This window comes from Microcystis viridis FACHB-1342 (assembly GCF_014698335.1).
Lineage (GTDB): Bacteria > Cyanobacteriota > Cyanobacteriia > Cyanobacteriales > Microcystaceae > Microcystis > Microcystis ichthyoblabe_A.
This window is the reverse complement of record NZ_JACJSV010000016.1, coordinates 16,838-30,644: the sequence shown is the minus strand read 5'-3', so window position 1 is coordinate 30,644 and position 13,807 is coordinate 16,838. Positions and strand designations below refer to the sequence as shown.

Below are 13,807 nucleotides of genomic sequence, written 5' to 3'. Positions count from 1 at the left end.
AACTGATAACTGATAAATTAGGGAGTTTTTTGTAAATCGGGACGTTCTTCTGGCAGAATTGCACCTTCGACGGGACATACTTGTAAACAGATACCACAGTCGATACAAGTGGCAAAATCAATCCAATACCAATCGGTTCCTTTAACATTTTTACCCGGTCCTGGATGGATACAAGCAACAGGACAAGCGGAAGCGCAATCAGCAACCCCTTCACAAATTCCAGTGACGATCGAATGTGGCACAGTGTTTTCTCCTCTAATTCTTAACATTACTTTACCACTTTTAGGCACTGCCGTGCCAGGATCGGAGCATTGTTAGGAAACTTTCTCTTAATTCCCTAAAATATTGGGAGTTTTTTCTTGATCTTAGCAAGAAGTAAAATAGAAGTTTTCGCTAGGGTTTTTACTATTCCCTTACGGGAGGAAAAATAGTTAATTTCTTCCTGTAATTTATGATTATTTGTTTGAAGATTATTATGATTATTTTCTAATTCTCTTAGTGATATTTCCATCTCTTGCATAGTATGATAATCTTGCTGTTGTTTCAGATACATTGTCTGTTGTGCTTCCTGTAATTTTCTTAACTCTAACCAGACTTGATTCTGACTTGATTCCTTAGTTTCACTGAGCGCATACTGGAAAAAATTACTAATTTCTGCCGCTATTTTTTGATTAACTTCAACAAGCTCGATAATACCAATTTTTTCGGGGGTAATTTTCGGGTATAACCTTCTTAAATTTTGGGCGATATCAGAGGAAAAAGCGATGATTCTAGAAGCGGACAAAATTGCATAGTGTTTTTCTAAATTTACTGTTAAATTGCCATTTTCTTCTGGGAAATCAAAAGCAAGCAAAAGTAGAGAAGGAGTGGTTAAGGGACTGGTATAAAAAGTGGAAATAAATAAATTAGCCTGTAGGCGATCGCAAATAGTTTGGATTTTTCTGGCATCCTTTCCCGTACAATTATAATCGTAGGATTCTGCGGGCCAATATTTAAATTTTTCCCATCGTGGTGCGGTGTTATTTCTATCTAAAATAACAATGTGTTGACTAAATTCTAATTGACTCCAATGCTCTAGAATTGAAGACCAAACCCTGGCTAATTTCCCTTGATCGATTTGAAAAATTACGCCATCAATAACAATAATTGGAGTTTTATTCTGGGAGATAGCTTGAATTGTTTGTAATTTTTCTCGCTCATCCTTATTTAAAATTTTCCCTAAATCTTCCATCTTAACTGGATTGGGTTTAATTTCTATATCCTTAATTTCTGGGTGAGGAATTTCATAGATTTTACACACTTGATAATGTTCCTCTAATGCTTGACCATTGCTGCCATGTTCTAAACCTTGGAGATTTAAATAATATAACCCTAAAATCTCAGGAATTAAAGCCATTTTTTCCCCTTGACTGCCGATTCTTAACCAAAATTCGTAATCACCAGCACAGTGAAAACTTTCCTGAAAATAACCATACTTATCGTGCAGCATTTTTCGCCACATTGGTTGAGAACCCACACAACAACCTTGACGCATCTGTTGATAGGAGTAATTTGGCCAATTCCAATGTTTTAAAGCTGGGGTGGTGGCAAAAGTATCATTTTTGATGGTGGTAATTAATTGATCGGCATAAACTAAACTAATCTCTCTATTATTATCTAGATAATTAGCCATAATTTCCAGAGCATTGAAACAGCGACGATCATCAGTATTTCCATTGGTGAGATAAAGACCCCTAGCTAGTTTAATAGCGCGATTCCAAGCGCAGTAGAGGGTTTCTCGTTCTTGAGTTCTCTGGTAAATAATATTAGGATAATTTTCTTGAAACTCTTGGATAATCTCCCCTTCATTCTCTGGAGAAGCACTATCGATAATAATAATTTCTACTTCTCCCTTTTCATAAAGAGTTTGAGTAACTAAATCCTCTAGACAACCCCAGATAAACTCCGCTGATTTATAGGTAGAGACAATTACGGAAACTTTGATCCTCTGCACGGGGATAGAGTTATTAAAACTAGGATTCATTGGCTTATCTGATCGCAATTCAAGACAGAAAAATTTTTGATAATTCTGAAAAAGAAGATTTTAAGACTCTATATTCGATCGGGAGAATTGTCAAGGTGTTATCGACTTTTACTGAAGATACCAGTTTATTTACCTTTTGCTTGTTACTTGACATAATAAAAAACTATAATGGGAAGGCTGTGGAAAATGAGCAACAATGACCGTATCTTCCTCCCTAGACTGGTTAACCCGTGGAACCAGTGATTTATTCCCCCATCAACCCGACTCCCCAGATCCTAGAGAAAATTTAACCCAACTACTGCAAACTACCGATCGCCCTTTAAGAATTAAACTAGGTATTGACCCCACCGGCAGCGATATTCACCTAGGTCATAGTATCCCTTTTCGGAAACTGCGTGCTTTCCAGGATGCCGGTCATGTAGCAGTGGTGATTATTGGTGATTTTACCGCTAGAATTGGCGATCCGACGGGAAAATCGGAAGTTAGAAAACAATTGACGAGCGAAGAAGTGAGAACTAATGCCGAGAATTATCTGGCACAATTACGCCCAATTTTAGATTTTAACACCCCTAATCGCCTAGAAATTCGCTATAACTCGGAATGGTTGGGGAAATTAGACCTCTCGCAAATTCTCGAACTTCTCTCCACCATGACTGTGGGGCAAATGTTGGCAAAAGAAGGCTTTTCCGAACGCTACGACAAGGAAAACCCGATTTTTCTCCATGAATTTCTCTATCCCTTAATGCAGGGTTATGATTCCGTAGCTGTTGAGGCCGATGTCGAATTGGGAGGAACCGATCAAAAATTTAATATTGCCGTCGGTCGCGATTTACAGAAATATTTCGGCAAAAAACCGCAATTCGGGCTACTTTTACCGATTTTAATCGGAACCGATGGCAGTCAAAAAATGTCCAAATCCCTGAATAATTATGTGGGATTGCGGGAATCGGCCCTGTCCATGTACTCGAAACTGGAAAAAACCCCCGACGCTTTGTTAAAAGATTATTACGAACTATTGACAAATTTGCCTTTAGATGCTATGGCGAGCAATCCGCGAGAGGCACAAAAACAACTGGCGATCGAGGTAGTTGCCCAGTTTCACGGGACAGAGGAGGCATTAAAGGCACAAAAAACGGCGCAGGAGATAGTTCTACAGGGAAATACGGCAGCTGCGGCCTCTGTCCCCGAATTTTCCCTAGCAGCGGTCACTTTTCCCCTAAAACTATTCTATCTTCTCTCGGCCACCGGCTTATGTAAAAGTAGCGGCGAAGGGAGAAGACAGATTCAGGGGGGTGCAGTCAGAATCGATAGCGAGAAAATCACCGATGTGGACAAAAGTTTTGAGACAGCCGAAGCTTTAGCCGGAAAAGTCCTACAGGTGGGCAAAAATAAATTTATTCGCTTTGTAGCTTAAATAAGCGAAAAAGTCCCTATTCGGCGGCTTTTTCCACGATTTCTAACTCAAAATCTCGAAAATGGGCTTTAAACTTTTTACTGAACTCGACGAGGACAGGTAGATTGGCGCTAACCGGTCTGCCACGCCATTCGGTGACAAAAGCTTTCACCCCTCCCTCTAATCCTTTCACGTCAAAAGGATCCGATTTGTGTTCAGGATGATGATAAACCACCACGGACTCAATTACACGAACTCGATCGCCAACTTTCATAAACTCTCTAGCAAAGACAAAGGCCTATTGTATCTTTGAAAACAATCTTATCATTGTACGCGATATCAGTGATCAGTAAACAGTGATCAATTATCAGGGAAATGGGGAGAAAAAAGCTGCCTGCTGCCTGCTCAAGCAAACAAGGTCATTAAACCTAAATAAAGCTTTGCGGGATCGAGGGTGACAACATATACAATGATTGGGGTTTATCGTCAAGCAACCCTAAGCCTATGCCACGCCGTGATGACTTAAAGAAAATCCTAATCTTGGGCGCTGGCCCGATTGTCATCGGACAAGCCTGTGAATTCGACTATTCGGGAACTCAAGCCTGTAAAGCCCTACGAGAAGAAGGTTATGAGGTAATTTTAGTCAATTCTAACCCCGCCTCGATCATGACCGATCCAGAAATGGCCGATCGCACCTATATTGAACCAATTCTGCCGGAAATTGTCGAGAAAATTATCGCTAAAGAACGCCCTGATGCGATTCTACCGACTATGGGGGGTCAAACTGCCCTGAATACCGCCGTCGCTTTGGCCAAAAGCGGCGTTTTAGAAAAATATAACGTGGAATTGATCGGGGCAAAACTTCCCGCTATTGAAAAAGCCGAAGATAGGGAACTATTCAAAAAAGCAATGGAGAAAATCGGTGTTCCCGTTTGTCCTTCGGGGATTGCCAACAATTTAGAGGAGGCAAAAGCGATCGGTCATCAGATCGGTTCCTATCCTCTCATTATCCGGCCGGCCTTCACTTTAGGCGGAACGGGGGGCGGTATTGCCTATAACCAAGAAGAATTTGAACCGATGGCCCAGTATGGGCTAGATTGTTCGCCTACATCGCAAATTCTCGTCGAAAAATCCCTAATTGGCTGGAAAGAATACGAATTAGAGGTTATGCGCGATCTAGCCGATAACGTGGTGATCATCTGTTCGATCGAAAACTTTGACGCTATGGGGGTCCATACCGGCGACTCGATTACGGTTGCGCCCGCCCAAACCCTAACCGATAAAGAATACCAACGCCTCCGGGACTATTCTAAGGCAATTATTCGGGAAATTGGCGTAGAAACCGGCGGATCAAACATCCAATTCTCCGTTAATCCCACTAACGGCGACGTAATCGTGATTGAGATGAATCCCCGGGTATCCCGTTCTTCGGCCCTGGCATCAAAAGCCACGGGATTCCCGATCGCTAAATTTGCCGCTAAACTAGCAGTAGGCTACACTTTAGACGAAATTCCCAACGATATCACCAAAAAAACCCCGGCTTCCTTTGAACCGACTATCGATTACGTCGTCACCAAAATTCCTCGCTTTGCCTTCGAGAAATTCCCCGGCTCCCAACCGATTCTAACCACCCAGATGAAATCCGTCGGGGAAGCTATGGCTATCGGTCGAACTTTCCAAGAATCCTTCCAAAAAGCTCTTCGCTCCCTAGAAACGGGACGTTTTGGCTTTGGTTGCGATAAAGTCGAAACTCTCCCCCCTCTCTCGGAAGTCCGGGCCGGTTTGCGAACACCTAACCCCGAACGAGTTTATAGTATCTATCATGCTTTTAAATTGGGCATGAATGGGGAGGAAATCCACGAACTAACCGGGATTGATCCCTGGTTCCTCGATAAATTGGCTGATTTGATGGAAACCGAGAAGTTTCTCAAACGAACTCCCCTGAAAAGTCTCAGCCAAGAGAACCTATTCGCTATTAAACAACAGGGTTTTAGCGATCGCCAAATCGCCTTCGCCACCAACACCAGCGAGGACGAAGTAAGAAGTTATCGCAAGGGTTTAGGTATTGTTCCAGTCTATAAAATGGTGGATACCTGCGCGGCAGAATTTGAAGCCCTAACACCCTACTATTATTCCACCTACGAACGGGTAGAATCGGAAGTTTTACCCTCCGATAAACGCAAAGTGATGATCCTCGGTGGTGGTCCCAATCGCATCGGCCAGGGGATAGAATTTGACTACTGTTGTTGTCATGCCGCTTTTTCTCTCAGTCAAGCCGGTTTTGAGACGATTATGGTCAACTCTAACCCGGAAACTGTCTCCACCGATTACGATACCAGCGATCGCCTTTACTTTGAACCCCTGACTAAAGAAGATGTCTTAAATATCATCGAAGCGGAACAACCAGAGGGTTTAATTATTCAATTCGGTGGGCAAACTCCCTTAAAACTGGCCGTTCCCCTGCAAAAATATTTAGAATCGCCTAATTGTCCCGTAAATACCAAAATTTGGGGAACTTCACCCGATTCGATCGATGCCGCCGAAGATCGGGAACGTTTTGAACAAATCCTCCGACAATTAGATATCCGACAACCCCTCAACGGTATTGCCCGCAATTTCCAAGAATCCCAAGCAGTGGCTCAACGCATCGGTTATCCTGTAGTAGTACGTCCGTCCTATGTTTTGGGCGGTCGGGCAATGGAAATCGTCTATTCCGATAGCGAATTGGAACGCTATATGAAGTATGCGGTACAGATAGAACCGGATCACCCGATTTTAATCGATAAATTCCTCGAAAATGCCATCGAAGTGGATGTGGATGCCCTCTCAGATGCCACGGGAACAGTCGTTATCGGGGGATTAATGGAACATATCGAACAAGCGGGCGTACATTCGGGCGATTCTGCCTGTTCTATCCCCCATACGTCCCTGAGCGCCTCGGTTTTAACCACAATTCGACAATGGACGGTGGAACTAGCGAAAGCGTTAAAAGTAATCGGTTTGATGAATATCCAGTATGCGGTACAGGGAGAGACAGTTTATATCTTAGAAGCGAATCCCCGCGCTAGTCGTACTGTTCCCTACGTTTCCAAAGCAACGGGAGTTCCTTTAGCAAAAGTTGCCTCCCTCGTCATGTCGGGCAAAACCCTGACGGAATTGGGTATCATCAGCGAAGCAATTCCCCGTCATATTGCCGTGAAAGAAGCGGTTTTACCCTTCCAGAAGTTCCCCGGTGCTGATACTCTCCTGGGACCAGAAATGCGTTCTACAGGCGAAGTAATGGGGATTGACAGCGATTTTGGCAAAGCTTTCGCTAAAGCAGAAATGGCCGCTGGCGTGATCTTAGCCACCAGTGGGACGGTTTTCGTCTCGATGAGCGATCGCGATAAAACCCCCATGGTTCCCGTGGTTAAGGATCTGCAATCCCTCGGTTTTCGCGTCGTCGCCACTTCCGGAACTCGTAAAGTTTTGTTAGAAAACGGTTGCGAAAATATCGATTTAGTGCTAAAGATTCACGAAGGCCGTCCCGACGTTGTCGATTGGATCAAAAATGACTGGATTCAGTTTATTGTCAATACTCCCAGTGGTGAAGAATCCCAAAACGATGGCCGAAAAATTCGCCGTACTGCCCTCGATTATAAGTTACCAATTATCACCACTATCGCCGGGGCAAAAGCGACGGTAGCGGCCTTAAAATCCCTGCAATCTCAACCTTTAGAGGTGAAAGCTTTACAGGATTATCTCGCCTAATTTCAGTTATCAGTAATCAGTTATCAGTTATCAGTAATCAGTTATCAGTGAGCAGTTATCAGTTCACTCTTTACTGTTTACTGTTTACTGATCACAGCAAAAAATCTCCCATCACCCCACACCCCACACCCCACTTCCTAATTCCCATGACCGATACTCTAAACGATTATAAAAACCTAATTAGTGAACTGATTAACCGTTATAAAAACCGCGTCGATTTCCTGACAATTCGTCTGGAAGAAGCGCGGGGGACTAATATTCTACTGCGTTCCGAACGAGTGGAAACCCTCAGCGAAGGTATTGCTATCGGTGGTCAGGTACGCGCTTGTTATAAAGGAGGTTGGGGATTTGCCAGCTTTAATCAATTATCCAGTTTACAGGAACGATTAGAAGATGCGATCGCTGCTGCCCGTTTAATTGGGGAAGAAGAAACCCTGATTGCTCCGGTAGAACCTGTAATTATTAGTTGTGAATTGCCTTTAACGGGAACGGATCCCCGTTTAGTGCCATTAGCCGATAAAAAAGCCCTCTGCGATCGCTATAATAACTTACTGCGTCAACATCATCCCAGTATTGCCACCACTTCCGTCCGTTACAGCGATAGCAGTCAACATATTCTTTTAGGCACTTCTGACGGGACTTTAATCGAACAAAAATGGTCGGACTTAGAAATGCGTTTTTCGGCCACCGCTAGGGATGGGGACAGCGTACAAACGGGCCGGGAAACCACAGGATCCCGAAAAGCTTTCGAGGATCTGGTCAATTTAGAAGAACAGGTGCAAGGGTCGGCTAAACGGGCCGTACAAGCCCTAGTTTTGCCCCCTGTCAAGGGCGATACCTACACCGTCGTCATCGATCCCATTTTAACCGGTCTGTTCGTCCATGAGGCTTTTGGCCACCTTTCCGAGGCAGATATGTTATACGAAAATCCTGACCTTTTGGAAGTGATGAGTATGGGCAAACGTTTCGGACCGGATAACCTGCAAATCTTTGACGGGGCCTATCCGGAAGGTCATCGAGGCAGTTATTTTTATGACGATGAGGGAACCCCTGCGACGACGACTCAGTTAATTAAAGATGGGGTTTTGGTGGGAAGACTGCATTCGCGGGAAACGGCGGGCAAATTAGGCGAAAAACCGACCGGTAACGCCCGTTGTCTCAATTATCATTATCCGCCCATTGTCCGCATGACCAACACTTGGATTGAACGGGGAACCACTCCCGTTCCAGAGTTATTTTCGGGGATAAAAACGGGAGTTTATGCCCAAAATTGGCAGGGAGGCATGACTAACGGCGAAATGTTCACTTTTAGCGCCGGGGAAGCTTGGATGATTCGCGACGGAGAAATTGCTGAACCCGTTAAAGATGTGACTCTCTCCGGTAATGTCTTTAAAACCCTAGCCAATATTGAGGCAATTGCTGATGATTTCTACTGGGACGAGTCGGGAGGCTGCGGAAAAGGGGGTCAAAGTGGTTTACCCGTCGGCTGCGGTGGCCCCAGTCTCCGTATCCGCGATGTGGTGGTGGGGGGAGAAGCCGATATTCAGTGAACAGTCAACAGTAAACAGTAAACAGCTTCTGAGGGCAAGAGGCTCCAAGAAAGAATCTGGCAATTCTCCTACCTAAAAAGAAGGTTAGAAACTAAGTACATCAAAACCTTTAGCTTAACAAATTAGGGGGGGCATCTCAATTTTTGGGCGCACGCGGTGCGCCCCTACCATTGGCGCAATAATATTATTGTAGGGGCGAATTGCATTCGCCCTGAGAGCCGAAATCTATCTCATTTTCTCGTCATTGTCTTCAATTTCTTGCTCATCTTGATTGATTTCTTCCTTAAATCCCCGTAAAGTTTTCCCCAAAGCTGCCCCAAATTCGGGTATTTTTTTCGGTCCAAATATCAGGACAATAACCACAGCAATAATTACTATTTCTGGCCAACCTAATCCAAACATAATCTTTAAAGTAAAAAGTAAAAAAAGAGAAAGGAGTCAGAATTCAGGAGTCGGAAACTTAACGGTGATAACTGATCACTGATAACTGATAACTGACTCTATGCTGCTACTTCTGCTCGTTTATAAGCTTCGTCGAGGACTTCTGAGAGAGTTGGATGGGTGTGGATGCGGAAAGCGAGTTCATGGACAGATTTACGTTCAGCGATCGCATTGGCCGCTTCTTGAATTAAATCCGATGCGTGGATACCGATAATATGAACACCGAGTAATTCCCCCGTATCCTGACGATAAACGACTTTAGCGATGCCTTCCGTTTCTCCTTCCGCTAAAGCTTTAGAATTTCCCTTAAAATAGGTCTTGACAGAAGCAACCTTATACCCTTCTTGCTGTGCCAAAACTTCTGCTTGCGGTTCCGTTAAACCCACATAACTAATTTCGGGGTGGGTAAAAGCGGCGGCGGGAATACTGCGATAATCGATGGTTTTTGGGCGATTACAGATATTTTCAATGGCTATTACCCCTTGACCCGAAGCAGCGTGAGCTAACATCATTTTACCCGTAGCATCGCCCACAGCCCAGAGATGGGGAATCGGTTCACCGTCCTGAATTACCTGCATTTTGTCATTAACCGCAATAAAACCGCGTTTATCCAGTTCTACCCCGACAAATTCCAGTCCGAGATTCTTGGTCGCTGGGATTCTCCCTGTAGCGACTAAACAAGCATCTACTTCTAAAATTTCGATCGCTTCTTTGCTTTTTGCGTCCACCAGTTCAATGGCCACAGGATTCCCCGGTTTAATACTTTTTGCCAAAACTCCCACATAAGTCTCGATGTCTCTAGGTTTAATCAGAACTCTTTCAGCGATTTTCGAGATTTCTGGGTCAAATCCAGGCATGAGACTGTCTAAAGCTTCGATCATCGTCACTTCACAACCCAAAGCGGTGTATATATCCGAAAATTCCAGACCGATATAACCACTACCGATAATTGCGATCCACTTGGGTAAAGTTTCTAATCTAACGGCCTCATCACTGGTAAAAACCGTTTTATGATCGATCTCGATCCCCGGTGGGACAAAGGGAACCGACCCCGGACAGAGCATAATATCCTTAGCGGTGTAGATTTTTTCGCCACTATCCCCGATGACGCTAACTTTTTGCGGGCCGGCGATTTTTCCCCAACCGTGGATAGTATCAACCTTGAGACGTTTAAGACTATTAGTGAGATCGCCTCTAATTTTACTGACAAGGTTGTTAGCATGATCGGCAATTGTCGGACGGTCAAAATTCACGCCACCGATGGCAATACCTAAACTTTTCAGATGGTCACTATCGGCCAATTCGCGCACTCGTCCCGAGGCTGCCAGTAAAGCTTTAGAGGGAATACAACCTCGATTAACACAGGTTCCTCCCATATCTTTGGCTTCGATAATAGCCGTTTTTAGCCCACATTTGACCGCGTGTAGGGCTGCTCCGTGGCCACCAACTCCAGCACCGATAATAATTAAATCGTAGTCGAATTCACTCATAGTCTCTCTGACTCTCAAAGTTAGCATTATCTCATTTTACGATCCACTGCGATCAAGCGGTGCTATCCCGGTCAAAAACTGGAGCCAGTTTTTAGCCATCAGACTCTTGTGCATTGAAACTGGCTATTGGCAATTTTAGGACAAGACGTTACTAGACCTCTGGTAAAAATCAAAAATTGTTGTTGGGGTTAGGAGCCGGTCGTCAGTAGTCAGGAGAATTTTAAATGCTCTATTCACAGATTTTAGGCAATTTAATCCTTATTTTTGCCGTTTTTGCATCCTCAAAAATTAATTATGCAAGGTGTTACTTAACCAAGATATGAATACTAATCGTGCATCGTATCCATAAGTTAGTTTAGTGCTAAGTTGGAAAAATTAAACCTGCTGCCAATACTTTGCCAGATGAAATACCCATCTTTCTCTTACCATAATTTAGGCTCGAAACCAGAATCATTAATAATTTCTACCGTTTCTCCCGATGGTTTAATCACAAATAAACCCTGTTTATAGGCATAACGATCTACTCCTTCGTCTATTTCTATTCCCGCCACTGCACCATAAGCCTGATAGTTCTTATAATGGGGAAATGCTTGTTTAAATCGACTTAATTTTTCTAAAAAATCGTTGACATCATCTTTCGATAAACGAGACTTACATTCTACTAAAACTACCTCGGTTTCATCGACGGCTAAAATGTCAATCTCCATGGCTATTCCTTGCCGTTTTACCCTGGCACGACTGTAGGTTTCTTTAACATCGATACCTTTGCTACGAAATAGGCCAATAACAGCAGGTTCGACTAATTCCTCGACAAATCTTCCCCAGCGAGTGGTTAAACTATCCACCGCACGACTGGTATTAGCCACTGTTTTCTCTAGCTCGGCCAAACGGCGATCTGCTTCGGCCTTAGCTTCAGCGGCCCGGCGATCGTATTCAGCGGCCCGGCGATCGGCCTCGTCCTTGGCTTCGGCAGCCCGGCGATCGTATTCAGCGGCCCGGCGATCGGCTTCGGCAGCCCGGCGATCGGCTTCGGCAGCCCGGCGATCGGCTTCGGCAGCCCGGCGATCGGCTTCGTCCTTGGCTTCGGCAGCCCGGCGATCGTATTCTTGGCGTGATTGTTCAAACTTTTCGTTAGTTTTCTCAAAAAGTTTATAGATATCTTCGATGGTAATCGGTTGAGACATGGTTATTTGTTTTAATCTTTCTTATTTTACTATAATTGTACTAGCAAAGTACAAGTCATTTTAGGGACGGGTGTTAATTGAGCAAGTCAATAGTTATACTAAATCCGTTGAGTAACGCACAGAAAACGGGTTTCTCCGAGAAACCCGTTTTCTACTCATGCACTCATGCAAAACGGAGAATAAATAATCAGTTTTTAATAACTGGATTTAGTATGAGGACGATATAGCGGTGACGGGAACCACAGTTTCTTCGTTGATCATGGTTTCTAACTGTTGAGCCTGGGATTTGGCTCAATAAATTGATCATTGTAAATAATTGTTACAAATACTTGACTTAAGATATTTCTATGGTGACAGAAACACAGATCAAAGAAAAAGCGCTAGAGTTAGGTTTCCATGGGGTCGGTATTGCTTCTGTGGATAGTCAAGACTCGGCGGTATCCCATCTAAAAAGCTGGTTAGAGCGGGGTTATCAAGCTGATATGGATTGGATGACTAACCCGAAACGACAGGATATCAAAACTCTTTGGCCAGAAGTGCGATCGCTAATATGTCTTGCCCTTAACTACTACACCCCCCAGCAACACAGTCAAGAACAAAACCATGGCAAAATTTCCCGTTATGCTTGGGGAAGGGATTATCACAAAGTATTAAGTAAAAAATTAAAGGCCCTCAGTCAATGGTTAGAAAGTCAGGGGGAGCAAATTCAAACCCGTTACTATGTGGATACCGGACCAGTACAGGATAAAGTTTGGGCGCAAAGAGCAGGGATCGGCTGGATTGCCAAGAATGGTAACTTAATTACTCGTAATTACGGCAGTTGGGTCTTTTTAGGGGAAATATTAACTAATTTACCTTTAGAACCCGATCGACCCCATAGCGCCCATTGTGGCACCTGTAGCCGTTGTTTAAGCGCCTGTCCCACCCAAGCAATAGTTAGTCCCTCTGTGGTGGATGCTAATCGCTGTATTGCATACCATACCATCGAAAATCGTGCTGTAACTTTGCCTACAGAAATTGCCAAGAATTTACAGGGTTGGGTCGCTGGCTGCGATATCTGTCAAGATGTCTGTCCTTGGAATCAACGTTTTGCCCAAGTTACCGACGTGGAGGATTTTCAACCTCGTCCGGAAAACCTCTCGCCAAAGTTGGAGGAATTAGCTAATCTAACTATAGAGGAGTGGGATCGTCGTTTTATCTCGTCAGCCCTACGTCGAATTAAACCCCAGCAGTGGCGACGTAATGCCCAAGCTAATTTAGCCCATTCCCCTCACCCCCCACAAGATGACAATTAAAGTAGTCGTGTTCGATTTTGATGGTACTATCGCCGATACCCACGATACTTTCGTGGAGATTGTCAATCGTTTGGCTAAAAATTTTGGTTATCAACCCGTCAATGAGGAAGATTTGGCCAGACTAAAAAACCTTAGTTCCCAAGAAATTATTAAACAATCCCAAGTTTCTCCCGTTAAAATCCCTTTTTTACTCTATCGAGTTAAACGGGAATTAAATAAACAAATTGACTGCCTGAAACCCTTTCATGGCTGGCATCCCTGCCTTGCTACTCTTAAAGAAAGAGGCTATAGATTAGGAATAATCACTTCTAATACCAAAGAAAATCTCACCATATTTTTAGGTAATAATCAACTCTTAAATTTATTTGATTTTATCTGTTCGGGAACGCCTTTATTCGGCAAACACAAAATTATCGATCGCCTGATCCGACAAAATAAATTCTGTCCCGATGAAATGATTTATGTCGGCGATGAAACCAGAGATATTACTGCTGCCCAAAAAAGTCGAGTGCAAGTGGTGGCCGTCGCTTGGGGCTTTAATTCCCCTCAAATTCTCACCCAATTTAACCCCGATCATCTCATTCACCATCCCCTAGAATTATTGGATATTTTAGATAGGGCTGGCTGAAAAAGTTTTTCCTGGGGGGTAGGGCATTTGTACTAAAATACCCAATACTCAGT

11 protein-coding genes are annotated in these 13,807 nt (G+C 43.9%); 5 read left to right on the top strand and 6 right to left on the bottom strand.

Going from position 1 to position 13,807, the window contains the following annotated elements; translation table 11 throughout:
* Positions 1 to 17: 17 nt before the first annotated feature.
* Positions 18 to 242 carry an indolepyruvate ferredoxin oxidoreductase subunit alpha gene (locus H6G40_RS07690; RefSeq protein ID WP_002731774.1) on the bottom strand — a complete coding sequence of 75 codons (225 nt, stop codon included), beginning with the start codon at positions 240 to 242 and terminating at the stop codon, positions 18 to 20.
* A 95-nt stretch (positions 243 to 337) separates the two neighbouring features.
* Complete coding sequence (locus H6G40_RS07685; RefSeq protein ID WP_123231320.1) at positions 338 to 2,023, bottom strand: glycosyltransferase; 1,686 nt, start codon at positions 2,021 to 2,023, stop codon at positions 338 to 340.
* Positions 2,024 to 2,219: 196 nt separating this feature from the next.
* Between H6G40_RS07685 and tyrS the strand changes: the two genes are divergently transcribed.
* On the top strand, positions 2,220 to 3,437 hold the full coding sequence (tyrS, locus tag H6G40_RS07680) for a tyrosine--tRNA ligase (RefSeq protein WP_002732578.1): 1,218 nt from the start codon (positions 2,220 to 2,222) through the stop codon (positions 3,435 to 3,437).
* Positions 3,438 to 3,453: 16 nt separating this feature from the next.
* Here tyrS and H6G40_RS07675 read toward each other — a convergent pair whose 3' ends face one another.
* The gene (locus H6G40_RS07675; protein WP_002732972.1) at positions 3,454 to 3,690 is read right to left on the bottom strand and encodes a ferredoxin-thioredoxin reductase variable chain; all 237 of its coding nucleotides are present in this window, start codon (positions 3,688 to 3,690) and stop codon (positions 3,454 to 3,456) included.
* A 230-nt stretch (positions 3,691 to 3,920) separates the two neighbouring features.
* Here H6G40_RS07675 and carB point away from each other — a divergent pair, with 230 nt between their 5' ends.
* Together carB and H6G40_RS07665 are read left to right on the top strand one after the other, a co-directional pair.
* Positions 3,921 to 7,166, top strand: a complete 3,246-nt coding sequence (gene carB / locus H6G40_RS07670; RefSeq protein WP_042790337.1) for a carbamoyl-phosphate synthase large subunit — start codon at positions 3,921 to 3,923, stop codon at positions 7,164 to 7,166.
* 146 nt (positions 7,167 to 7,312) lie between these two features.
* Positions 7,313 to 8,716, top strand: coding sequence for a TldD/PmbA family protein (locus tag H6G40_RS07665; RefSeq protein ID WP_069475207.1), 1,404 nt, complete (start codon positions 7,313 to 7,315; stop codon positions 8,714 to 8,716).
* A gap of 225 nt (positions 8,717 to 8,941) precedes the next feature.
* Here H6G40_RS07665 and tatA read toward each other — a convergent pair whose 3' ends face one another.
* The 3 genes from tatA to H6G40_RS07650 all read right to left on the bottom strand — a co-directional run bounded on the left by tatA (position 8,942) and on the right by H6G40_RS07650 (position 11,831).
* The gene (tatA, locus tag H6G40_RS07660) at positions 8,942 to 9,118 is read right to left on the bottom strand and encodes a twin-arginine translocase TatA/TatE family subunit (protein WP_016516725.1); all 177 of its coding nucleotides are present in this window, start codon (positions 9,116 to 9,118) and stop codon (positions 8,942 to 8,944) included.
* Positions 9,119 to 9,216: 98 nt separating this feature from the next.
* Complete coding sequence (lpdA, locus tag H6G40_RS07655) at positions 9,217 to 10,647, bottom strand: dihydrolipoyl dehydrogenase (RefSeq protein WP_002744419.1); 1,431 nt, start codon at positions 10,645 to 10,647, stop codon at positions 9,217 to 9,219.
* A 422-nt stretch (positions 10,648 to 11,069) separates the two neighbouring features.
* A complete protein-coding gene (locus H6G40_RS07650) occupies positions 11,070 to 11,831 on the bottom strand; it encodes a DUF3782 domain-containing protein (protein WP_190537482.1) in 762 nt (253 codons plus the stop codon).
* A 347-nt stretch (positions 11,832 to 12,178) separates the two neighbouring features.
* Here H6G40_RS07650 and queG point away from each other — a divergent pair, with 347 nt between their 5' ends.
* Together queG and H6G40_RS07640 are read left to right on the top strand one after the other, a co-directional pair.
* A complete protein-coding gene (gene queG, locus H6G40_RS07645) occupies positions 12,179 to 13,126 on the top strand; it encodes a tRNA epoxyqueuosine(34) reductase QueG (protein WP_069475208.1) in 948 nt (315 codons plus the stop codon).
* Positions 13,116 to 13,754, top strand: coding sequence for an HAD-IA family hydrolase (locus tag H6G40_RS07640; protein WP_002731644.1), 639 nt, complete (start codon positions 13,116 to 13,118; stop codon positions 13,752 to 13,754). Before queG ends, H6G40_RS07640 begins: the two co-directional genes overlap by 11 nt.
* The last annotated feature ends 53 nt before the right edge of the window (positions 13,755 to 13,807 follow it).